19 protein-coding genes and 2 pseudogenes are annotated in these 24288 nt (G+C 45.9%); 16 read left to right on the top strand and 5 right to left on the bottom strand.

Annotated features, from left to right (window positions below; translation table 11 throughout):
• Positions 1 to 37: 37 nt before the first annotated feature.
• The 9 genes from J7E78_RS23665 to J7E78_RS23625 all read left to right on the top strand — a co-directional run bounded on the left by J7E78_RS23665 (position 38) and on the right by J7E78_RS23625 (position 11953).
• Positions 38 to 841, top strand: a complete 804-nt coding sequence (locus J7E78_RS23665; RefSeq protein WP_215078525.1) for an AraC family transcriptional regulator — start codon at positions 38 to 40, stop codon at positions 839 to 841.
• Positions 842 to 1196: 355 nt separating this feature from the next.
• Positions 1197 to 2114, top strand: coding sequence for an ABC transporter permease (locus tag J7E78_RS23660; RefSeq protein ID WP_251035218.1), 918 nt, complete (start codon positions 1197 to 1199; stop codon positions 2112 to 2114).
• 29 nt (positions 2115 to 2143) lie between these two features.
• A complete protein-coding gene (locus J7E78_RS23655) occupies positions 2144 to 3025 on the top strand; it encodes a carbohydrate ABC transporter permease (RefSeq protein ID WP_211082732.1) in 882 nt (293 codons plus the stop codon).
• 68 nt (positions 3026 to 3093) lie between these two features.
• A complete protein-coding gene (locus J7E78_RS23650; protein WP_215078523.1) occupies positions 3094 to 4689 on the top strand; it encodes an extracellular solute-binding protein in 1596 nt (531 codons plus the stop codon).
• Positions 4690 to 4728: 39 nt separating this feature from the next.
• Entirely contained in the window at positions 4729 to 5706 is a 978-nt protein-coding gene (locus tag J7E78_RS23645) for a LacI family DNA-binding transcriptional regulator (RefSeq protein ID WP_215078521.1), read from the top strand.
• Between the two features lie 26 nt (positions 5707 to 5732).
• On the top strand, positions 5733 to 6845 hold the full coding sequence (locus J7E78_RS23640) for a glycoside hydrolase family 88/105 protein (RefSeq protein ID WP_215078519.1): 1113 nt from the start codon (positions 5733 to 5735) through the stop codon (positions 6843 to 6845).
• Positions 6842 to 7897, top strand: coding sequence for a pectinesterase family protein (locus tag J7E78_RS23635; RefSeq protein ID WP_215078516.1), 1056 nt, complete (start codon positions 6842 to 6844; stop codon positions 7895 to 7897). Before J7E78_RS23640 ends, J7E78_RS23635 begins: the two co-directional genes overlap by 4 nt.
• Positions 7898 to 8281: 384 nt before the next feature.
• Positions 8282 to 9853 (top strand): chitinase, encoded by a 1572-nt coding sequence (locus J7E78_RS23630; RefSeq protein ID WP_251035217.1) that lies wholly within the window; start codon positions 8282 to 8284, stop codon positions 9851 to 9853.
• Positions 9854 to 11953 (top strand): glycosyl hydrolase family 18 protein, encoded by a 2100-nt coding sequence (locus tag J7E78_RS23625; protein WP_215078514.1) that lies wholly within the window; start codon positions 9854 to 9856, stop codon positions 11951 to 11953.
• A gap of 404 nt (positions 11954 to 12357) precedes the next feature.
• On the opposite strand, the gene J7E78_RS23620 is transcribed toward J7E78_RS23625, so the two are convergent.
• Both J7E78_RS23620 and J7E78_RS23615 read right to left on the bottom strand, forming a co-directional pair.
• Positions 12358 to 13026: a hypothetical protein gene (locus tag J7E78_RS23620; RefSeq protein ID WP_215078511.1), complete on the bottom strand. Its 669-nt coding sequence runs from the start codon at positions 13024 to 13026 to the stop codon at positions 12358 to 12360.
• A 2-nt stretch (positions 13027 to 13028) separates the two neighbouring features.
• On the bottom strand, positions 13029 to 14231 hold the full coding sequence (locus tag J7E78_RS23615) for a HEAT repeat domain-containing protein (protein WP_215078509.1): 1203 nt from the start codon (positions 14229 to 14231) through the stop codon (positions 13029 to 13031).
• Positions 14232 to 15081: 850 nt separating this feature from the next.
• Between J7E78_RS23615 and J7E78_RS23610 the strand changes: the two are divergent.
• The 3 genes and pseudogenes from J7E78_RS23610 to J7E78_RS23600 form a co-directional block, all read left to right on the top strand.
• Positions 15082 to 15525, top strand: a pseudogene (locus J7E78_RS23610) (GNAT family N-acetyltransferase); the annotation flags it as partial.
• Positions 15526 to 16153: 628 nt separating this feature from the next.
• A complete protein-coding gene (locus J7E78_RS23605) occupies positions 16154 to 17500 on the top strand; it encodes a helix-turn-helix domain-containing protein (protein WP_251035216.1) in 1347 nt (448 codons plus the stop codon).
• 423 nt (positions 17501 to 17923) lie between these two features.
• Positions 17924 to 18100: an aspartyl-phosphate phosphatase Spo0E family protein gene (locus J7E78_RS23600; protein ID WP_215078507.1), complete on the top strand. Its 177-nt coding sequence runs from the start codon at positions 17924 to 17926 to the stop codon at positions 18098 to 18100.
• Positions 18101 to 18241: 141 nt separating this feature from the next.
• Here the strand turns inward: J7E78_RS23600 and J7E78_RS23595 are convergent, their stop codons facing one another.
• Positions 18242 to 19099, bottom strand: a complete 858-nt coding sequence (locus tag J7E78_RS23595) for an aldo/keto reductase (protein ID WP_215078505.1) — start codon at positions 19097 to 19099, stop codon at positions 18242 to 18244.
• Positions 19100 to 19293: 194 nt separating this feature from the next.
• Positions 19294 to 19945: pseudogene (locus tag J7E78_RS23590) on the bottom strand (MFS transporter).
• 164 nt (positions 19946 to 20109) lie between these two features.
• On the opposite strand from J7E78_RS23590, the gene J7E78_RS23585 reads away from it, so the two are divergent.
• The 3 genes from J7E78_RS23585 to J7E78_RS23575 all read left to right on the top strand — a co-directional run bounded on the left by J7E78_RS23585 (position 20110) and on the right by J7E78_RS23575 (position 21776).
• The gene (locus tag J7E78_RS23585) at positions 20110 to 20505 is read left to right on the top strand and encodes a winged helix-turn-helix transcriptional regulator (protein WP_215078502.1); all 396 of its coding nucleotides are present in this window, start codon (positions 20110 to 20112) and stop codon (positions 20503 to 20505) included.
• A complete protein-coding gene (locus J7E78_RS23580; RefSeq protein WP_017691614.1) occupies positions 20502 to 21179 on the top strand; it encodes a TIGR00266 family protein in 678 nt (225 codons plus the stop codon). The genes J7E78_RS23585 and J7E78_RS23580 overlap by 4 nt, the downstream gene beginning before the upstream one ends.
• Positions 21180 to 21314: 135 nt before the next feature.
• Positions 21315 to 21776 carry a MarR family winged helix-turn-helix transcriptional regulator gene (locus tag J7E78_RS23575; protein WP_215078499.1) on the top strand — a complete coding sequence of 154 codons (462 nt, stop codon included), beginning with the start codon at positions 21315 to 21317 and terminating at the stop codon, positions 21774 to 21776.
• A 143-nt stretch (positions 21777 to 21919) separates the two neighbouring features.
• On the opposite strand, the gene J7E78_RS23570 is transcribed toward J7E78_RS23575, so the two are convergent.
• Complete coding sequence (locus tag J7E78_RS23570; protein WP_215078568.1) at positions 21920 to 22894, bottom strand: aldo/keto reductase; 975 nt, start codon at positions 22892 to 22894, stop codon at positions 21920 to 21922.
• A 298-nt stretch (positions 22895 to 23192) separates the two neighbouring features.
• Between J7E78_RS23570 and J7E78_RS23565 the strand changes: the two genes are divergently transcribed.
• Complete coding sequence (locus tag J7E78_RS23565; RefSeq protein ID WP_215078566.1) at positions 23193 to 24233, top strand: LCP family protein; 1041 nt, start codon at positions 23193 to 23195, stop codon at positions 24231 to 24233.
• Positions 24234 to 24288: the final 55 nt, after the last annotated feature.

Genomic DNA, 24288 nt, shown 5'->3' with positions numbered 1-24288 from the left:
AGCACGATTTGCTATAATGTCAGCAGGTGAGCAAACGATGGAATTAAACATGACGCTAAATGGGTTGGAATTATGGAAAGCTACCGGAGGGTTCGCGAATGAGCCGCATGTACATGACGACTGGTATCAGCTAACGCTGCCGGTCAGAGGCCAATGTCATCTGGTACAGGAACGGCATGCATACCCGCTAAAAGCAGGCATAGGGATTATTGCTCATCCCCAGACGGAGCATTATTTTGAGATAGGGTCGGATTCAGCTGTCATTGTGATCAAGTTCCGTAAACCGCCATTAGGCAGTTTGGAAGGTGCGGAGTTAAGTGGGGGACGAGCTGAGTTTCGACCTACCCAGACTTTTGATCCTGCTGAGATCAGCAGTCTGTTTCGAGGCTGGAATTCCATTTTGTTAGATGATGTGCCCGAAATGCTGCAAGTGCAGGAAACAGAAATGGCGATCGAGACGTATCTAAGACGTATGTTGACGGGGCAGGAAAATGGAAAAAGGAATGTAGATCCCGGTACATTCATTGATCCTCATCTCCAACGAGTGCTGGATTACATTCACAGTGCCTATACAGGCCCAATGGATATTGATTCGATGGCGATGGTCGCGCATCAGAGCCGGTACCATTTTATGCGTTCTTTCAAGGCTCTTACGGGAACAACACCGTATCAATATTTGCTGAATTTGCGCGTAGAAGAAGCGTCCAGGAGACTTCGCCATACGACGGATTCTGTAACCACAATCAGTTATGAATTGGGATTTTCTAGCGTCAGTCAGTTTTATAGAGCCTTTCAGCGAGTGTATGGTATGACACCGATGGAATATCGGAATCGGGTATAGATTATAATGGGCAGTCTCGCGTATGCGAGACTGTATTCAGAATGTTATAAAATGACACTGATTTTTGTTGTTGCCAAACGATGGAGACTTTGCTAAGATGGGAAAAAGTTTATGTAAGCGTATACATTTAGGTTAAAATTACAACGTTGTAATTATGGTTATGGCAAGTATTAAAAAGACAGAAATACGGTGTGAGGAGGACTACTTCAAGAAAATATCTCGTTATTATGCAGAATAATATAGGTTGTTACAAAATGTGAATGGGTTGAATAACAAATACGTCAGTGAAATGACAATTCATTTTTATTCAAAAATTCAAACGTTGTAATTATGTAGTGAAGGGGAGTGTTTCACGTTGAAAAAACGCATGTCCACGCTGTTCAGCCTGATCAGACGGGATAAATATTTGCTGCTGATGTTTTCACCTATCTTTCTGTATTACCTCATCTTCATGTACCTTCCGATGCCTGGCGTGCTGTTGGCATTTCGTAATTTCTTGCCGGGGCAGGGCATGCTCAGCGGGGAATGGGTGGGACTGCGCTGGTTCGAACAGTTCGTGCATTCCATTTACTTCTGGCGACTGCTGCGTAACACATTTCTGCTTGCCTTCCTGCCGCTCCTGTTTGGTTTCTCCATTCCAATTTTATTCGCTGTCTGCATCGTGGAGATCAAAAACCGGACATTCAAGCGATTTGCCCAGACGGTTACGTACCTTCCTCACTTCATCTCCACTGTTGTTGTAGCCGGTATGATTATTAACTTCCTGTCACCAACAGACGGTATTGTGAACACCCTCATCGCGAGTCTTGGCATGGAAAAAGTGAACTTCATGATGGATGCGAGCTGGTTCCGTACCATCTTCACAAGTTCTGACATCTGGCAGAGCTTTGGCTTCAGCTCCATCATCTACATTGCAGCCATTATGGGGATCGACCCCGAGATGTATGATTCCGGCAAAATCGACGGCGTCAACAAATTCCAGGAGCTATGGCACCTGACCCTTCCCAGTATCAAACCAACCATTGTCATTCTTCTACTCCTGTCGCTTGGCGGCATTATGAGTGTAGGTTTCGAGAAGGTATATCTGCTCTACAACGGAGCCACCTACGAAACGGCTGATGTCTTGTCCACCTATGTATACCGGATGGGGATTGAGGGCCAGAATTACGGCTTCGCCACAGCGGTTGGCCTGTTCAACTCCGTTATCACCTTTATCCTTGTTTTTGCTGCCAATTCCATGACCCGCCGCCTGACCAAGATGTCACTCTGGTAAGACTATAACCCGGACCAAAGGAGACCTGTATGCAAAAATCGAGAAGTGACCGTTTGTTCTACGGATGTGTCTACCTGCTGACCATACTGGCGGTTGTTGTCACGTTGTATCCCTTTCTGTACGTCATTAGTATTTCATTCAGCTCGGTGGATGCCATCGACAAACAAAAAGTTGTATTGTGGCCCGTTGGGTTTACCCTGTCAGGTTACCAAATGGTACTGCAATACAAGGAGTTATGGGTTTCGTTCTACAACACCCTCTGGTACACCGTGGTAGGCACACTGTTGAACATTGTGGCAACATGTCTTGCCGCCTTTCCATTATCCAGACAGCAATTTTTCTTACGCCGCAAGCTGAATTTCTTCATCGCCTTCACCATGTATTTCTCGGGTGGACTCATTCCGGTCTACATGCTGATTACCTCGCTTGGGCTGTACAACACCCGCTGGGTTATGGTGCTGCCTGTGCTGGTGATTACGTTTAACGTCATGATCTGCCGCTCAGCCTTCGAAGGCATTCCGAATGAGATTTTCGAAAGTGCCAGTATAGACGGGGCCAACGAGATGACGATGCTGTATCGTCTGGCGGTTCCGATCATCAAGCCAACACTGGCTGTGCTCACGCTGTACTATGCGGTATTCCACTGGAACAACTTTTTCTCGGCCCTGTTATATCTGGGCAAACAGGATATGCAGCCCTTGCAGATGTTCCTGCGAAGGGTGCTGATCATGGCTTCGCCGGAAGTGATGCAGAAGATGGGCGGTACGATGACATCTGGTGCGCTGGCGGTCTCCTCCCTTCAGGTTCGATATGTATCCATTGTGGTCAGCATTCTGCCTATTGTTACAATCTACCCGTTTATCCAACGGTACTTCGTTAAGGGGATCACCCTCGGAGCCGTGAAAGGATAGCTTTTATTGCTTAAGTGTCATGTCATTCAAGGGAGTTCAAAATGGTTCATACCAAGGAGGAATGATGGATGAGATTTAAAGGGGCAGGAAGAAAAAGTGTAATCGCAGCGATACTGGCAATCAGCCTGGCGGGATGTAGCGGCGGAACAGGGGCGGGAACTGATGCGGGGAGCACCCCGTCCAGTTCGGAGCCAGCCTTCAATTATACCGGAGCAGGGCCGGTGACGGATCAGCCGGACGCCAAGTTGTCTATTCTCGGCACCAACGCTTGGACGACCAACGTGGACTTGTCCACCGCAGCCATCGTCAAGAAAATTGAGAGCAAAGCCGGTGTGACGGTGGATTGGGATCTGATTCCGCCGCAGAACTATGCGGATGCCGTAAATCCGAGGCTGGCTGCCGGTACCGGCTTGCCCGATATCGTGTACCTGCCGGATCAGGATCAGCTGATGAAGTACATTAACAGCGGTCTATTCATTCCGATTAATGATCTGGTGGAGAAATACGGCGTGAATCTCAAAAAAATATATGAAAAGTCGCCTTCGGTCAAAGCCAGTTTAACAACGCCAGATGGTAAAATGTATTATATCCCGCAGCAGACGTTAACCCGAAACTACATGCCGGTATTTATGGTCAATGTGCGCTGGCTTGATAAGCTGGGATTAAGCGAGCCGACCACGCTGGATGAATTCACGGCGATGCTGCGCAAGTTCAAGACAGACGACCCGAACGGCAACGGAAAAGCCGATGAGATTCCGCTGTCCATGGAAGCAAAATTTGTGTCAATGGCCTTTGGCCCCGCGTTTGGTCTCGACCTGTCCAACCAGTTCTATGCAGACGATCAGGGCAAGGTACATTTCAGCTATTATGAGCCTGCCTACAAGGAGTACTTGACCTATCTGAACGGACTGTACAAGGAAGGTCTGCTTGGGGTGGATTATGCGAGTACCACGAGTGATCAGGTCACGTCGCGCATCTCTCAGGATGTGACGGGAGCAACGTTTAATTTTAGCTGGTATATGTCGATGGTCTACAGCCCGCTGTTCAAGGATTACAATCCGGAAGAGCCAATCATCAAAGGCATTTTACCACTGAAAGGACCGCATGGCGATCAGTTCTACGTAGGACGTACACCAGTGAGTGGCATCTTTGGCATTACACGTGATAGTAAAAATCCCGAACTTGCTTTCCGCTTCCTGGATTATGCAGTGAGTGAGGAAGCACAGACGTATTATACGTGGGGCATCAAGGATGAAACGTATACGGAAGAGAACGGCGTGAAGACATTCACGGACAAAGGCAAGGACAATGAATACATCCAGAAGCTCGGCATTGGTCCGGTGAATCTGCCGAACATCCAATCCACCGATTCTGCTGATTCCGTCGTAGCTCCTTGGCATGCAAAGATGGATAAGGAACTGGAGCCGTATGTGCGCGAACCGTTCCCGTTTGTCTATGCCCTGCCGGATGAAGCGAGTGTGGAAAGCATGGCGATGCCTGACATCACCACATATGTGGAAGAGATGAACTTTAAGTTTATTAGCGGTGACGCCAGTCTGGACCAGTTTGACAGTTATATTGAGACGTTGAAAAAGATGAATATAGAGCAGGTTATTGCGGGCAGACAGGCACAATATGATCGTTATAAGGCTGCACAGAAATAGGAATTAGGGTTTCAGGCGTATGAGAGGTGTTGATTGATTTTGATAACCATTAAAGACATTGCCAAACTGGCGGGGGTGAGCTATAGCACGGTATCGAAGGCGCTGAATGATGATCCCCGAATCAAACCGGCAACAAAGCAGAAGGTGCTTGCGGTCGCGGAGAAACATCAATATCGGAAAAACATGCTGGCCCGGCAGCTCTCCACCGGCAGGAGCAACATCATCGGTTTTGTGCTGGATGAGCTGAGCAATCCGTTATTCTCGAACATCTCCGGCCGTCTGCATACCGAGCTGAAGAAGCGGGGATATCAGATGATCCTGGTTGTGGCCGATGATGGCGTGGATGTCTTCAGCCAGCTGCGCGTGGACGGATGTATTCTGTGGGACTATGCACTGGACAATCGGGAGATGTTCTGGAAAAAGTTCGCAACACTCAACATGCCATGTTTTGTGCTGGGTACAGATGAAGCGCCGAACTCTCCTTACATCAAGATTGATCGCAAAGAAGGGCTATTCAAAGCAGTGGAGCATCTGAAATCGCTGGGTCACCGCCGAATCGGATTCATCGGCAACTCCCAGCATGTCAAGCTGGAGGGATACCGTGAAGCGTTGCAGCGTACGGGTCTGGCTTTCAACGAAGACCATGTGCTGCCAGCGTATTCCTCCTGGGAAGACGGATATTTTGCCATACGTAATCATGCGTTTGGGCCGGATTCGCCGACAGCTTTTATTGGACTGAACAACCTGGTCACCCGAGGTGCACTCCGGGCATTGCTTGAGGCAGGGTACAGTGTTCCACGCGATATCTCGTTAATCGGTTATGATGATCTGCCGGATATGCAATATGCCGAAGTGGCCTTGACCACGATTGGCCCGTCTCTGGATGAACTGGCTGTGCAGGCTGCAGAGCTGATTGTATCGTTAATCCGTGATGAACAGGTCGATGTTCCGGTAGTCATTCAGCCCAAGCTGAACCTTCGCAATTCAACAGCAGTTAGTCATACATGTATTAGGTGAGTACAACATTCAAGGAGGAATTGCTTATGCAGGTACAGACGCAGTTATCCTGGTCTGAGCGAATTGCAGCAACGATCATCCAGCAATGTGACGGGGACGGTTATCATGCGTTCCCTTCGGGACGATGGGCATACGTGGAAGGCATGACATTGATGGCGATGGCACGAACCGGGCAGTATTATGGCAGGCAAGAGTATGTTGATTTTATGAAAAAACATATGGACCTGTATATCCAGCCAGACGGCTCTATTGGCACCTATACTGTGGAAGAATATAATCTGGATCAGATTAATCAGGGGAAAAACCTGTTTGCATTACTGGATGGTGCTGAAGATCAGCGTTACGCAGAAGCGGCGCATCTCTTGGCCGCACAGCTCGCAGGGCAGCCCCGAACATCAGAAGGTGGCTTCTGGCACAAAAAAATCTATCCATTCCAGATGTGGCTGGACGGCCTGTATATGTCATCTCCCTTTCTGTCCGAGTATGCGAAGACATTTCATCGTCCCGAGTTATGGGATGAAGTAGCACATCAGATTCTGCTGATCGAACGCCAGAACCGTGATCCGCGGACCGGACTGCTCTATCATGGCTGGGATGAATCGAGGGAGCAGGTCTGGGCCGATTCATCGACAGGTTGTTCGCCACACTTCTGGAGCCGGGCGATGGGCTGGTATGCCATGGCAATTGTAGACAGCGTGGAGCATTTCCCCGTGAATCATCCAAAGCGCGGAACCATCATTGGTATCTTTGAACGAATGTGCCATGCTTTGGTGCGCGTGCAGGAGCAGGAGAGCGGGTTATGGTTCCAAGTGCTGGATCAGGGCTTCCGCAAAGGCAACTATCTGGAAGCATCCGGGTCAAGCATGTTTGTATATGCACTTGCGAAGGGTGTGCGGCTGAGGTATCTGGAGCCGCATTTCAGAGCTGCGGCAGAGAAAGGATGGCAGGGACTTTCCTCCAGATTGGTGGAGGAGACGGCTGACGGCGTTCGGTTAAACGGGATCTGTCATGGCGCAGGACTAAGTCTGGATCGGGATGGCTCGTACAACTACTATGTAAGCGAAGCGGTTGTAAGCGATTCCTTTATGGGTGTGGCTCCGCTTCTGCTGGCAGCGCTGGAAATGGAGCGATTGCCATGACGCAGCAGGGATTGCCAGATACAGCATTGGAATCATCGGCTCCCTGTCTGACGGTTGCTTCAGACGGGACAGGGGATTATGTGACGATTCAGGCTGCAGTCGATGCGCTGCCGGAGAATGGCATCGGAACCGTTCCAATTCGAGTGAAGGCTGGTGTGTATCATGAGAAGCTGCATATGGAGAAGCCGGGCATCCACCTGATTGGTGAGGGGGCGGAGCAGACGATCATTACGTATGATGATCATGCACTCAAGAAATTCCCGGACGGGTCGCCATATCATACGTTTCATTCCTATACGGCTTTTATCGGTGCTGACGATTTCACGGCAGAGGGGATTTCCTTCGTAAATGCTGCCGGGCCGGGCAAGCAGGTTGGTCAGGCGCTGGCCGTTTATGTGGATGGAGACCGTGCGGCCTTTCGCCGCTGTCGTTTGATCGGTCACCAGGATACGATCTTCACCGGCCCGCTGCCGGAGCAGCCCATGGATCGCAGTTATTTTGGCGGGCCGCGCGATGGTGCCGAGCGGCGCAAACTGCGGCAGTATTTCGAGGACTGTTACATCGAAGGTGATATCGATTTTATTTTTGGTTCGGCTACGGTGGTGTTTAAGGGCTGCGAGATCTTTACGAAGAATCGCCTGACTGAAGCGGAGGCTGCGGATGGACAAGTGAACGGTTGGATTACCGCAGCCTCTACGCCGGAGGATGTGCGTTACGGCTATGTATTTCTGGAATGTGATCTGACCAGCAATGCTCCACCGCAGTCGGTGTATCTGGGCAGACCTTGGCGTCATCATGCCAAAGTCTGCTTTCTGAACTGCTGGATCGGCGCTCATGTGAAGCGCGAGGGATGGCACAACTGGAACAAGACTGATGCAGAGCAGACCGTTCAGTATGCGGAATATAACAGTGCCGGGCCTGGTGCCGGATGTGCTGCTGATCGTGTGCCTTGGGCCAAAATACTGACCGAACAGGAAGCGGCCGAGTACACTGTATCTCTAATTCTGTCCGGCGTGGATGGATGGCAGCCTTTTGAAGAGAGAGGAGAGTAGCGGCAGTAAGATACGCCCTCTTCTCTGCGCAATATCTAACAAAGGTTTTCTTTCAAGTCTCCTAAGGACTTGAAAGAAAACCTTTTTTGTGCGCTATATTACATTTTTCGCCCCCCTTAGAACTATTTTATCCCTTATCTCTTTTGCATTTTACTGATTAAATACAGGGTGAGGATCTGTAAATTCCCTGTAAAATTGGATGTTGCCTGCAAAAAAAGAACACGAGAGGGAAGGTCCATTATGACAAGGGAAGGGAGTGAAGTGACACGCAACATCAGATGGCTGAATGAGGTTGGCTCTAATCGATCACAGATCAGATGCAGGTGGACGATGGATGCCTTTGTTTGCAAGGTGAACGTATCCTTAGTACAGGAGGGATTTTGCTTGAATCAAGCTGTTCGATTCCGCCCGATTATTACATTTGCTTTGGCATTTCTTCTACTTATTTTGTGGTTTGCACCGAGAGCCGATGCCGCCGCCCAGTGGCAGGCAGGCACCGCATACAAGAATGGAGACCTCGTCACATATCAAAATAAAGATTATGAGTGTATTCAGGCCCACACGGCGTTGACCGGATGGGAGCCCTCTGTTGTGCCCGCGTTGTGGAAATACGTCGGGGAAGGTTCGGGAGGGGAAACGCCAACGCCAGACACGGCACCACCTTCTGTTCCTGCGGGTCTGACTTCATCCTCCATCACGGACACCTCCGTGAGTCTTTCCTGGAATGCATCCACGGATAATGTGGGCGTAGCGGGATATGAGGTGTACCGGAACGGCGTTCTTGTGACAAATACTTCAACTACAACGGCTGTAGTCACGGGACTGACAGCAGGCACGACTTATGTTTTTACAGTAAAGGCCAAAGATGCCGCAGGCAATATATCCGCTGCGAGCACCTCCCTCAGTGTAACAACTTCCAATGGATCTTCTAATCCCGGGCCAACCGGCAGCAAATGGCTGATCGGCTACTGGCATAACTTCGACAATGGTTCAACGAATATCAGACTTCGTAACGTATCAACAGCCTATGACGTCATTAATGTCTCCTTTGCCGAACCGATTTCACATGGTAGCGGAACGCTTGCTTTTACTCCATATAATGCAACGGTAGCCGAATTCAAGTCTGATATTGCCTACCTTCAAAGCCAGGGGAAAAAAGTACTGCTTTCCATGGGGGGAGCCAACGGTACCATTGAGCTTACCGATGCGATCAAGAGACAGCAATTCGAAGATTCATTAAAATCAATCATTTCCACCTATGGTTTCAATGGTCTAGACATCGATCTGGAAGGAAGTTCTCTGTCTCTGAATGCAGGGGATACCGATTTCCGTAGTCCAACTACACCGAAAATTGTTAACCTCATCCAAGGCGTGAAAGCGGTTAAGTCACACTTCGGCGCCAATTTCATCCTGACGGCTGCGCCGGAGACGGCCTATGTACAGGGTGGATATCTAAGCTACGGCGGTCCTTGGGGAGCATACTTGCCAGTCATCCATGCTTTGCGTAATGACCTGACCCTGCTTCATGTACAGCACTATAACACGGGCTCCATGGTAGGGCTGGATGGACGCTCTTACGCCCAAGGAACAGCTGATTTCCATGTGGCCATGACGGAGATGCTGCTTCAAGGCTTTCATGTAGGCGGCAGCACAGGCCCATTTTTTAGTCCCTTGCGACCGGATCAGCTTGCCATCGGTGTGCCGGCTTCCCAACAGGCTGCCGGAGGTGGTTATACAACGCCAGCCGATTTGCAGAAGGCACTGAATTACCTGATCAAAGGTGTGTCGTACGGCGGCTCCTATACTTTGCGCCAGCCTGCGGGCTATGCGGGGATAAAAGGGATTATGACCTGGTCAATCAACTGGGACGCATATACGAATAACCAGTTTTCGAGCGCACATCGTCCGTTCCTGAGCGGGCTGAGTACGCAAATGAAAAAGGAGGTTGTGTATTAGATGATACATTTAAATAAACACACTGCTTTTAAGAAAACCGCAAAGTTTCTCATGGGTCTATCCCTGCTCTTATCCGTCATTATTCCTTCTTTTGCGCTCCAACCAACTACGGCAGCAGCTGCAGATTCTTATAAAATTGTTGGTTACTACCCGTCCTGGGCTGCGTATGGGAGAAACTATAATGTAACGGATATCGACCCAACCAAAGTCACGCATATCAACTATGCTTTTGCCGATATTTGCTGGAACGGTATTCATGGAAATCCGGACCCTTCGGGGCCAAATCCTGTAACTTGGACTTGTCAGAATGAAAAGAGCCAGACGATTAATGTGCCCAACGGAACAATCGTGCTTGGCGATCCTTGGATCGATACGGGGAAAACATTTGCAGGGGATACGTGGGATCAGCCCATTGCAGGCAATATCAATCAGCTTAACAAGCTGAAACAGATCAATCCTAATCTGAAGACAATCATCTCCGTGGGAGGATGGACATGGTCCAACCGCTTCTCTGATGTAGCTGCGACTGCTGCAACCCGAGAGGTATTTGCGAACTCTGCCGTGGACTTTCTGCGGAAGTACAATTTTGACGGGGTGGATCTGGACTGGGAGTACCCGGTATCTGGCGGGCTCGATGGTAATAGCAAACGTCCTGAGGATAAGCAGAATTACACACTGCTTCTGAGCAAAATTCGTGAGAAGCTGGATGCTGCCGGAGCTGTGGACGGCAAGCAGTATCTGCTTACGATTGCAAGCGGTGCATCGACGACTTATGCTGCGAATACTGAGCTTGCCAATATAGCTGCCATCGTCGACTGGATTAATATTATGACATACGATTTTAACGGGGCCTGGCAAAAAGTCAGCGCGCATAACGCGCCGTTGAACTATGACCCAGCGGCTTCGGCTGCTGGGGTGCCAGATGCCAATACATTTAATGTGGCTGCCGGAGCACAAGGGCATTTGAATGCTGGCGTACCAGCCGCCAAACTTGTGCTTGGTGTTCCATTCTATGGCCGCGGCTGGGATGGCTGCGCACAGGCGGGCAATGGCCAGTATCAGACCTGCGCGGGAGGTTCTTCCGTTGGAACATGGGAAGCAGGCTCCTTTGATTTCTATGATCTGGAGACCAACTACATTAACAAAAACGGGTACACGCGTTACTGGAATGACACGGCCAAGGTGCCATATCTCTATAATGCGACCAACAAGCGTTTTATTAGCTATGATGATGCGGAGTCAGTTGGATATAAAACCGCTTATATCAAGAGCAAAGGACTTGGCGGAGCGATGTTCTGGGAACTTAGCGGTGACCGGAACAAAACACTCCAAAATAAACTGAAAGCCGATCTGCCTACCGGAGGTACAGTGCCTCCAGCAGATACGACGGCGCCAAGCGTACCCGGTAATGCCCGTTCGACAGGCGTGACGGCTACCTCGGTGACGCTGGCTTGGAATGCTTCAACGGATAATGTAGGGGTTACCGGTTATAACGTCTATTATGGTAGTAATCTTGCAACATCCGTCACCGGAACGACTGCAACAATAAGCGGCCTGTCAGCGGGCACTTCTTATACCTTTACGATCAAAGCAAAGGATGCTGCAGGCAATCTGTCTGCAGCCAGTAATGTTGTAACCGTGAGCACTACGATTCAACCGGGAGGTGATACGCAAGCGCCAACTGCACCGACGAACCTGGCATCAACGGCGCAAACAACATCCAGCATAACGCTGAGCTGGGCGGCATCCACGGATAACGTGGGTGTAACGGGTTATGATGTGTACAATGGAGCGGCTCTGGCGACATCCGTGACCGGAACGACAGCAACGATCAGCGGGCTTGCAGCGGATACCTCGTATACCTTTACGGTAAAAGCAAAGGATGCGGCGGGGAATGGTTCTGCTGCGAGCAATGCAGTGACCGTGAGAACAACAACAGGAACGACAAATCCGGGCGTTTCCGCCTGGCAGGCGAGTACAGCCTATACTGTAGGACAGCTGGTCACCTATAGCGGCAAGACGTATAAATGTCTGCAGTCCCACACCTCCTTGCCTGGGTGGGAGCCATCCAATGTCCCTGCATTGTGGCAGGTTCAATAGTTAAGTGGCGATTGACCATAGGAAAGAAAGCATAATACATGGATAATGCGATAGGATAATTATGGTGTAGTAGAGAAAACAAAGCGATGGGATTGTCGGCACGGCGAAACTATCCGAAAGGGGGCGACGCCGTGTTACTTCTTACAGTAGTGCAGAATTTTCTGGAAATTAGCAATAAGCTAGTTAGTATTGCAGTGGGGTTAATAGCCTTATGCAGTGCATGGAAAGTAGCGCGGAAAAAGAAAAACCACCAGGATTAGGTTGGGAGCCAATTTTTACAGACGTTAAGTCTTCAAATCGTACGGCATTTTGTCTCTGGACCTTCCAGCTCATGTCCGCTGCATGCCGGGCTTAAAAACTCAAAGAAGAGCATCCCTCGGAATGCTCTTCTTTGTATACCTGATTTATGAGGTTCTAGGCCGCAATTGCGTCCATTTAGTAGGATTGGTTACAGCAGCAGCTCCGCGCTGTACTCTTGGACTAACCTTTATCCAAGGTTCTTCATATCCTAAGGTAGCATGAAACTTTACATTTGCTTTACTCGATATATCGAAATCGGTTGGAGTTCCTGAACTTGCCCCGTTATTAGAAGGTCCCCAAACATAAAGATCATTCTTTTCATAAGCGTATTCGACAACACCATCACAACGTATATCTGTAATTTCGTAAACTTGGACATATCCGGTTGAACCAGTATTATCATACATAAGCTGCGCTTGAGCAGTATAAGTGATATCTGGATCAACACTCATTGCCGCAGCAGTAGACATAATTTGGCTTCTTTTAGTCGCTGTTACAGAAGGATTAGTAAACCAACCATAAAAATATTGTGAATCTTTAAAGCTATCAAAGGTACTATGCACAACCCCGCTATCCCAATAACCCTTAATTTCATATACGCCACTGCCGGAATATAAACCTGCGTGGTTATTCCCAAAGGTTAACCAACCGCCTTCTCTAAATCCAGCATCTCCTGCATCAGCAGCATGGGTTGTATTAGCACTAAGTAAAATTAATAGCGGAAAAAGAATTACTACAAATAATTTTTTGTTAAGCATTGGCACATTGTACATAATTATTTACCTCCTCCGTATTTTCCACTATTAAATTCATCAACAAGATTTTCCGGTACAATAGTTTTTAAAGCATGTTCTGCTGCTTGGATAACTTCCGGATTTTTAGAGTTGTTATGGATTTGTTCTATTTCTGAGTAAACTTCACCGTAATTGATGATTTCAGATGCTTTTAAAGCTGTTATTACTTCAGCATCAGTTTGACTCTTTAACATGGAAGATATAATACTCAAGTTTTGTAGTAAGGAGTACTTACCAACTTCTTCTGAATTTCCCTTAAATTTCCCTTGATGTTCTACAACCAAATTTACCGATTCTTCACCAGTATTAATACCAAGTGCGTATATTGTGCTTGCAAAAACTTGTTCATCTTTAGTCTCATTAAGAATTTTATTCACTACTTCAGTATAATTGTCTAGTTCTCCAGCTTTGGCAGCGCTCGTAACAAAATTACGCAGTAAGGGATCATTCAAGTTTTCACTTTTACTTAAAGAAGCTAACACTTCTTTAAAATTAGGATCATTTAATCTACGCATAGCTGTAATTGATGCAGCTCTTACTCCGACAGGTTCACTTGAATCATCATAGATGGCTTTCAAGTTAATTGGATTCTCAGCGGCAATTTTAGCACTCAGTTTAGCGTCTTGTTGTGGTTCTAATTGTAATAAAGCGTATCTCCGAAGATTTTCATCTTCACTTTTGTCTTCAATAACAGTTTTAATTTTATCAAAACCAACTTTATCTATTGCATTGAGATTAGCTAGTAGATCTATAGTCAGTGCTCTTAATTTTGGATCGTACTCTTTTTCTGTCACTACATCTGAAACTTCAGCGGGAACGGTTTTTCCCCAGGCTTTATATAGATGAGGTAAAATAGCCTCTGCATATCTTTCAAAATTGTTCTCATCATAAATAGAAAGCTCGCCAAGTGTTTCAAATAACTCGTTTCCATTTAATGTTTTAAAATATTCATTTTGTCTGTCTACCACAACTTCTGAGTTTTCACCTATTAATGAACGAAGGGATTGATCATTGTTTATCAATTTTAATTTTTCAACGTGATCTAAATCTTCAAGAGCTGCAATAGTAGGTTTAACAAAACTTGTTGGCTCTTTTGCATCATTTAAAGCTAGAGCAGCAGGCACGATGCTTCCGATTAAAAGGATAGAAGTACCAATTGTTACAACTGACTTTTTAAGTTTCATTACTTGACCTTCTTTCGCTTTTATTTGAGATAACTCATATTATTCCAAAAAGTGGTGTATAATTAGTTGTGTATAACAAGTCAGACAATTTCAAATGTAAATTGGAGGCATGAATAATGAAACTAATTCGTTTAATGAAATCATTTCGATTTTGGTTAGTTTTAATTTCACTTGTTGCTATTGTTGTAAATATTTCAGGAAATGACGACTATAACATCCTGTTGGCCACAACTAGTCCGTTGGTCTGGATATACGAGTCCTCTCATCTTGTACGAAAAACAGACATTCCAATAGTAGTAGTTTATCTCACAACATTAGTTTTCTGGTATTTTGTTGGTTTCATTTTAGATCGAGTGTTACAAAAATTAAGGAATAACAAATCCTAAATAAGATATATTTTCAAAAAACGTTCATATACCATCTCCTTTTCGCAATAATGGTAATATAATCCTGCACTCTTCAGTATACAGACACTTTTTTCAAATATCCAGCAAATAATGTAACAATTTAAGAATTTAACAGGTTTTTTACCATTAGAAGCAACTCTTCCGACATAAGAAGGGGCTGTCCCAAAAGTCGTCATAGATGACCTAAGGGACGCCCCTATTTTTATTCAGATTAAACACAAAAAACCGTCCTTTGGTAAATGGATTGTCGAACAACCATTCTATACAGTAAGGTTTAAATCTAAGGATGAGCGAGAAAGCAGGCAAAAAACATTACTTTATAGTGGGAGGATCAATATGAATAGTTATATTTGGAATGGTAGAAAAATAAGGTTGCGCCCAGTGTACCCACGGATTGGGATAAGTTTCATAACAATGATCATGACACGGAGAGTGCGAGATTATGTGACGAGATCCATTTTCCAAGATCAGAAGAGGGTACGAAGGCTTGGGCTGAAAATCAATCTGCTTATAGTTCTAATGGTGATAACGTCTTTATGGCAATAGAAACGCTTGACGGGACACTCGTTGGGAGCATTTCCACAAATAGCTGCAATCTTCAATGTGGAAATTTCAAATACGGAGTATCGATATTCCGTGAGCATTGGCGCAAAGGTTATGCATCTGATGCGATAAAAATTTTACTGCGATATTACTTTGAGGAATTAGGATATGTAAAGGTCAATGCTCATATATATGCATTTAATAACGGTTCTACAGCATTACATGAGCATTTAGGCTTCGTTCAAGAGGAAAGAATCAGAAATATGATCTTTACTAAGGGACGACACTATGATGAATATGTATATGGCCTGACTAATAAAGAATTCGATGAAATTTATACGTAAGGAAGATATCGGACTCCTTGGTGAAGTCATTGTGATCCAAAGACAGGGTTGACAAAAAGGATCGTAGCAGAGATGCTGACGATCCTTTTTGTGTTATATTTTCGTCTTCCTGATTTTCCACTCATCCACAGTATTCGCATCGATCCCGCACAATCTGGCAATAAGCAGGCCGAGGACAACACTGGGGATTTTTAGTCCATATTCGATATTCTGATAATGTCGTAGGGTACACTTCATAAATTCGTTAATTTTCAGTACTAGAGATTCTTGTGTATATCCTGCTGCTTCGCGTGCCTCTATTAATTTCACGTTATAACCCCTTATACATGGTATAGCAAAATTGTATATGAGTTACGTTAAAGTTATAACGATCCATTGAACATGATCTATAGTTGTCGTCTTATAGTTCGTATGTATAATTATATATGCCGACGTTATCGGCTTGCGAGGAACCTTTGCCGGGTGAATACAGAGAAAAGCTCTTAAAATTTCTCTGTAGGAGCTTTTTCTAACTTAAATATGTTCAAATTACATTTATTGTTGACCCAAAGTTACTCCTTAACTACTATTATCTATATATAGGTACTCGATCCTATTTTTTGGTTTTTTTGCATGGGAGGTGTTTGTATTGGAGTCTACAAATTCAATTCGAAAAAAACTGATGCAGCATATGCGGAGTAATAAGATTAAACATTCTCATTTTGCTGATATATCGGGTATTAATTCTGGGACACTTAGCCGTATTTTGCAGGGCAATAAACCCATATCTATGAACCAGCTCGTCGCCATTACTGCAGGGATGGGGTTACCCGAAGATTTCTTCTTTGATGATTACGTAGAGGAATGCTTTTCCTTTTTGATCTCCATCAGGCGCATACGGCCGTTTATTATTCGCTGCGCTGAATTAGATCGTTTAGTTTGTGTCGAACAAATTGTTAATCGTCTATTGGATGATCTCTCCTATGTCTCCGTGCTTTTTGATATAGCTGAAGAGTTATTTGCCAATAACAAATGTTTGGCTGCGGGGATTTTATACAGGAGTGTGCGTGAAGCGGAGAAGTATCAGCATTCTGAACGGCTCGCGCTGTGTCATTACCGTTTGTTTTTGATTGATTTGGGAGAGGACCTTGAAGAGAATGTACGTGCGGCAACTCAATTTGAACTCTACGTTAATCGTCTCGATGAAGCAAATCAGCTTGAAGCTTTAAAGCAATTGATGCACGTTTTTGGAATAGTTCACAAATGGGTAAAAGTCGATGCTTTAGCTAAGGAAATGCACCGGATTGCAACGATTCAATATGATTTACAATGCCGATCTGTACGATCAGAAGAGGGCCAGACACGGACGGAGCGACCCTTGTACTACTATATTCTGTATGCTTATCTAGCTCAATCTACAGCCAGTGAAAAGTGCGGAGACTACAAAAGAGCCTTGGAATTTGTGGCTTTGTATGCCAGCGGGGAAAGTTGGGTCAAGGAAAAGGACGAGGAAGCTAAACAGATTGTTGGACAATTTTCAAAATGGGCTGTTGCTAATACTTTTCTCTATCGCTTGATGTCCGGAGAAGTGGATGTGCTGGAAGAGTATGCGGATTACATAGCGTCCCATGAAGATGAAATTTTTATTGCTATGCAGCACATTGTCCAAGCAGCAAACTTATATGGGTTGAATATTGATAGCATCCTAGAGCGTTTTACAGCATATGTACCATATCAATCGGACAAAACAGAGTTTGGCAAGTATAAGCCGAATATTTTAAAAGAGAGCTACACTCAATTCCTCGGTGATCTGGCCGTGTATCGTTTCAATGAAAACAAAGATGCTGGCTCTGCTATAAAACTTATGTTAGAAGGTTTGGATTTATCGATTAAAATTAATAACAGGAAAATTATAAACAATTGTATGACTCTTTTTGAGCAATTTAGAGATTATGCGGTTCTCGAAGCAAAGGAAGCATTTAAAAATCTCAAGTGAGTTTCATCGGCTTGCTAAAAAAGCGTTATACTTCTTGTTTCTCTGTAGTGTTGCGATTGTCGTATTTACGCCAAATACATTGGCTACAATGGAGCATGGGTGGGGGACTTAATCAATAAGCGGACATAGGATGTACCTGATTTTCGGGAACATCCTTTTTCTTGTTTTGAGGATAGTTCGGTATGGATTAAATCATGCCTTGAATGGGGGGAATTATCAGATACTTCTTAAGTTAGCAATCAATCAAAAAAGCGTCCAGGTAGAGTGAAGCTCCACTTGGACGCTTTTGTTGACTGATTTGGAATTTACTCAGAGAAGGAGCTAGAAGAATGACGGTCTAAACACTTTTTTTGTGCTTTTAAATGATTATTCTATTATCTGACAGCAAAGCCTAAAATATTACAAAAAGGAGGAGTGGGTTCTATGAAAAGAAGCATGCTCATTCAATTACGTATTGAACGTGCCAGGAATCTCCTTTACACCCTGGCAGAAAAGCACAGGGGGGTTCAACATCCCGCAGTAATCAAACAGTCTATGATACTGGATGATTTAATTAATCAGTACAATAAAGAAGGAACACAAAAAAAGCCGATTGAATAAACAATCGACTCTGGGCGAGAAACTTTTGCCGGGTTCACTCGCCCTTTAACTTTAACAGAGATTGAGGAAAAACGGGATTAGGTTCTCTAAATAAATTTCAACTTAGAAAATATGATAAAAGTATCAGGACCCTGACTCATCTTAGAAATCGAAGTTGTCCGGGTCAGGTCCAACGCGTACATCTTCGTTCAGAGCACTGATCTGATCCATCTCTTCATTTGAAAGTTCAAAGTCGAAGATGGAGGAGTTCTCGATAATCCGGTTTTCCTTGGTGGACTTCGGAATGGTAATGACTCCATTTTGCAGATCCCAACGCAGGATGACTTGTGCAACCGATTTGCCTTTGGCTGAAGCAATAGCCGTGAGCACTGGGTTGTCCAACAGCTGACCTTGCATCAGAGGCGACCAAGCTTCAAGCTGGATACCATGCTTCTCACAGAAAGCCTTAAGCTCAACCTGAGTCAGGCGAGGGTGGTATTCCACCTGATTGATCATCGGTTTCACTTTGGCATCCTGCATCAGGTCTTCGAGATGGTGAATCTGGAAGTTGCTTACGCCAATGGCCTTAATACGGCCGGCTGCGTACAGCTCCTCCATTGCTTTCCAGGCTGCTTTGTATTTGCCTGCCTTAGGCCAGTGAATCAGATAAAGATCCAGGTATTGCAGTCCCAGTTTGTTCAAGGTTGTATCAAAAGCCGCAAGCGTCTCCTCATATCCGAGATCTGCATTCCACACTTTGGATGTAATAAATAAATCTTCGCGTTTCAGGTTGTTTTCTTGCAGAGCTTCTGCAATCGCTTGGCCAACACCGGCTTCATTGCCGTATATTGCAGCAGTATCAATGCTGCGGTAGCCATGTTTAATCGCATTTTTCACGGCTTCAATCAGTTCAAATCCTTCTTCTACCTTAAATACACCAAGTCCGAACCAAGGCATAGGAACACCGTTATGCAGAGTTACTGTGGATTGTAAATGTTGTGCGGTTTGAGCTGTTGTCATGAGATTTCCTCCTTAAAGTGTGTAAAAATCAGACATTTGAAGCTGAATTTCCGTTATTTCATCATACAAAATCAAATCATAGTAGATCAAATTGGGTTCAACGTATATAGTGTAGTAAAATACGATGTGAAACCGGTTCCCTTCAAAGCTGGAATTGATATACAAAAGGGCAAGTGAAATAGTCGGGATGAAACTTAGAACGAAGCTTTCTCCATTTCGACTGATGCATGTTGATCCTTGCTTTCCAGCATTTTAGTCCATGCGGTCAGGATTACGGCTACGAGAACCATCAAGGCACCGACCCATGTCGTGTGAATCAAACCAATGGAGTCATTGATTACGCCACCCAAATAGGCACCTACAGCGATCCCTGCATTAAATGCCGCGATGTTAAAGGCTGAGGCTATATCCTTGGCCTGTGCCGGAGAACATAATGGCAATAGCACTTGCCCTACGGTTTGCAGGCACCAGATCGGCTGCAATCGTGGAGCCGATGGACATGAACACCCCGTGTGCCAGAGCGGAAACCACTCGTGCAATGAGTAACATGGTGATGCCCGTCGATAGTGCAGCCATCGTGTTACCCGCAATGAAGACAATCATGATGGCAAGCAATAGCGTTTTGCGTGAAATGGTAGACGTCAGTGAGGTCAGAACAGGAGCCCCAAAGGTAACGCCTAAGGCGTATAAAGTAACGGTCAGTCCCGCTGTAGTTACGGAAATGCCCAGGTCATCTGCAATGAGGGGCAGTAGCCCAACGCTGATAAATTCTGTGGTGCCGATCGCGAATGCACTAATGGCCAGTGCTAGCAGTGCCCACGTGCTGCGTTTTGAATCTTGTAACATTTCTTGCTCCACTCCCCCGAATGTAGATTTACGTACCGGCAAATGCTATTATGAGTTATTCGGTATAGATTGAATAGTACGTACTTTTTAGTACCCTACGTACTTTTTGGTGCCTATACAGCATGCGACGGATGTAGTCCAATTCATCAGGGAGGAAGCAAGTTATGGTTAGAAAAAAATATAACATCTCGGTTGAAGCTACCTTAGAGGTGATCGGTGGCAAGTGGAAATGCGTCATTCTCTGTCATCTGATACATGGGAAAAGACGAACCAGCGATCTCAAGCGTATTATGCCCGCAATTACACAGAAAATGTTAACACAGCAACTGAGAGAGCTTGAAAACGACGGGATCGTAAACCGAATCGTATATAATCAGGTCCCTCCCAAGGTGGAATACGAATTGAGTGATTATGGGCGGAGTCTTGAACCGATTCTTAATGCGCTCTGTAATTGGGGAGATCAACATATTGTGAAGGAATACAGAGACAAATCAGCAGTTCTGGAAGATAATGGACTCAATGATTTTAACTCTGACAATAGGGAGCTGGTGCAACCGTGAACTATGAGATTTTATATGATGGTGCTTTTGCGATGCTCAAGGTACATTTGCAGCGGGGAGAGCGGTTCAAGGCCGAGAGTGGTGCGATGGTATCCATGACTCCTACGGTTGAACTGAAGGGTTCAGCAGAAGGTGGGATGTTCGCCGGGTTCGGTCGGATGCTGAGCGGGGAGAAGTTTTTCTTTCAGGAACTGACGGCTGCGGGCGGGTCGGCAGAGATTCTGCTCTCACCTTCAAGCATGGGCGATGTAGAAGCTGTTGAATTGGACGGTTCCTATTCACTCTATGTGCAGAAAGACGGATTTCTGGCAGGAACCGAGGGCATTCAGGTGAATACCAAAATGCAAAACCTGAAGAAAGGTCTCTTTTCGGGAGAAGGTTTCTTCATTATTGAGATCAGTGGACGTGGAACCGTATTTCTGTCTTCCTATGGTGCCATCCATGCGATTAATCTGGCAGCAGGTGAAGAAATGATCGTCGATAACGCCCATTTGGTGGCATGGCCTCATTATGTAGATTACCGTATTGAGAAAGCTTCACAGGGCTGGTTATCCAGTGTTACAAGTGGAGAAGGACTGGTATGTAGGTTCCGGGGAGAAGGAACCATTCTTATACAGAGTCGCAATCCGCAAGGATTCGGACAATGGGTGAAGCAGTTTATCCCTGCGCGCTAATTATTTTTTTGAGAAAGAACACACAGAGTTGCAACGGATATGTTTCCATCATCGTTATATGAATAATGGATTTACTTCATTGACTGACGGGTATATATTCTGTTGCACAAGGTCGCACATCATGGAGGTATGGAAATGAAAAGCTCACGGTATAAAAATGCACAGGAAAGCCCGGGATACCTGCTCTGGCAGGTTACAGCGATGTGGCAAAAGGAAGTACGCAGGGTGCTGGATCCCCTCGAACTGACACAACCGCAATTTGTATTGTTGCACGCCTGTCTATGGCTCAATGAACACGATGAGGAAGGCAAAGGCGTTACGCAGGTTCAGATTGCCCATTTTGCCAAAGTGGATGTTAACGTGACTTCTCAGGTTCTGCGTGCTCTTGAAAAGAGAGGATTAATTATCCGCGCTCGTCATCAGACAGATACGCGTGCCAATATTATTACAACAACGGAAGAGGGAACCCGATTGGCTGTGGAGGGAATCCATCTGGTCGAGGAATCGGACAAGGCATTCTTTGAAACGTTGGATGATCGTAAGGGAGAGTATTTAGAGATCATGCAGGAGTTTCTTCGCCAAAAAACAGAGGGCTAATCTATAATAGTTTTTTTTACTTTATTAAACTACAGATTGTAGTGGAATTGGAAATTTTTCTGAATACTAATGATTATAATGTGTATACAAAAATCAAAATGAACCTCCTGACTTTATCCGTCTGGAGGTTCATTTCATTTGCTTCAATCGATTCGGTAGGACGCAAACGGCTCGCGGCGACGGAAAGAGTCACTCATCTGATCCAGTTCGACCAACAGCTCATCAGGCAATGACATGTCCAGACTAGCCAGATTATGTTCCAGCTGTTCGGTGCGTGTAGCGCCAACAATCACTGTGGATACAGCTGGACGTGTCAGCAGCCATGCGAGTGACAGCACACTCGGGGAGCATCCATATGCAGCTGCTTTTGCGCTTACTTGTTCACTCAGTTGAATATTATGCTCCAGCAGAAAACGGTTGAAGGATGGATCGGAATCAGCTCTGGAACCGGAGGGTACACCGGTCTGCCCGTTATATTTACCTGTCAGAATACCACCTGCCAGCGGGAAATACGGAATAATGCCTACACCCTGATCGAGACACATCGGTACCAGTTCCAACTCAGGCGTACGGTCTGCCAGGGAGTAGCTGGTTTGGGTGGAGATGTAGCGCACATAACCTTTCTGCTCACTAATGCCCAGAGCTTTCATCAGCTCCCAAGCTGCGTAATTGGAGGCTCCGATGTAACGAACTTTACCCGAAGTGACCATATCGTCCAGTGTGCGCAGTGTCTCATCCAGCGGTGTATGCGGATCAAAGGTATGGATCTGGTACAGATCCACATAATCCGTTTGCAGACGTCGCAGGCTATGTTCCAGCTCTTGTTGCAGATGGTAGCGGGAGGAACCCCGTCCATGAGGACCATCATGCCGGGGTAATCCGGCCTTGGTAGCAAGCACCGCGTTTTCCCGTCGACCTGTGAGAGCCTGTCCAATGATGCGTTCCGATTCGGTACCTGTATAGATATTGGCGGTGTCGATAAAGTTGATGCCCTGATCCATCGCTGCATGAATAATACGGGTAGAAGCTGCCTCATCCGCGCGTTTGCCAAACGCATTGGTGCCAAGCCCCAGTGCAGACACGCGCAGACCACTATTGCCCAAACGTCGATATTCCATCATTCATCGCTCCTTCTCTATTCATTTATGCAGAGGTAGTTCAAAAAGTCCACTTTTGATTACGAATGATGCCTGGCGGCATCATCAGCATCGAATATGAAATTCAGCCGAAATATCCGTTGCTCACGTAGTTTTCCCTACGCTCCGCTACTCCATTTCTAGCTTCATTCCATCTTCTTGGTACTGAAAACCAAACTTTTTGAACACGTATTTGTAATGCAGATTATAACGTAATCTATTGAAAACGTGTTATTAATATAGTTAAATGAATGAAGAAACCGTTATCAAAGGAGATATGATGGAAAACAGTGCTGCACATTTAACGAGACGGAAGCCGAAGAAACCGAAGAAGAAATGGAAGAAGCCATTAATCATCACCTTAAGTGTGCTGCTTGTGCTCGGAGGAGTCGGATTTATTTATCAAAAGCAACTCGTCGTGTTTGCCTTTAACATGTTCGCTTCAGCTACGGTGAAGGATACCTTGGATGACTCCTTTGTACCAGCGGGCGATAAGGATGCCCCTGTCGTGCAACATACCGATCCATTCTCGCTGTTGCTGCTAGGGATTGACCAACGCGATAACGAACCAAGTCGTTCGGATACCATCATCTATTCCGTCGTGCGTCCAGAAGACAATAAAGTGCTGCTGCTGTCCATTCCACGTGATTCCTATACCGAGATTGTCGGCCGGGATGTGAAGTCAAAGATCAACTCAGCGTATGCCCACGGGGAAGCCAAGATGGCGATGGATACAGTGGAGAATTTGCTGGGGAACCAAGTGGATTTTTATGCCGCGATTAATTTTAACGGGCTCAAGGATATTGTTGATGCGGTTGGTGGTGTCGAGCTGCCGATCAAGAAAAATATTGAGAACAAATCAAAAGCGCATGAGAAGCTGTTTGTTGAAGCCAACAAACCGATCTATAGCGGCGAAGAGGCGCTTGGTTATGTGCGTTACCGGGAAGATTCCGATTTCAATCGGACGATGCGTCACCGGATTTTCTTAAGTGCTTTCATGAATCGTGCGCTGGAAGTCAAAAATCTGACCAAGATCCCGGACGTCATCCAGATTGCCGGATCGAATTTTACAACCAACATGACTTCGGATTTTATCGTGAAATTTGCCGAGTCCTTATATATGAAAGACAGCATACCAACGATCAGCAATTACATGCTGAAGGGTGAGGGTGCGACGCGCGGTGGTACATGGTACTATGATCTGTCGGAGGACGATCTGCAATATGTGCGTGGCATGATCGCCAGTTGGCTGGACCCGGATGCGACTGAGATAATTGAACCGGAGTCAGTGGACCAGGCAGATACACCAGATGCAGCATAAGCATCCATTATTGTGCAGGAGAAGCCTGCGTACCTCGCTAACAGCGAAAATGGAT

Origin of the sequence: Paenibacillus polymyxa, assembly GCF_018614975.1 — a bacterium.
In the GTDB taxonomy this organism is placed as follows: Bacteria; Bacillota; Bacilli; order Paenibacillales; family Paenibacillaceae; genus Paenibacillus; species Paenibacillus polymyxa_E.
The sequence above is the reverse complement of the archived record's forward strand: the minus strand, read 5'-3'. Positions and strand labels throughout refer to the sequence as shown.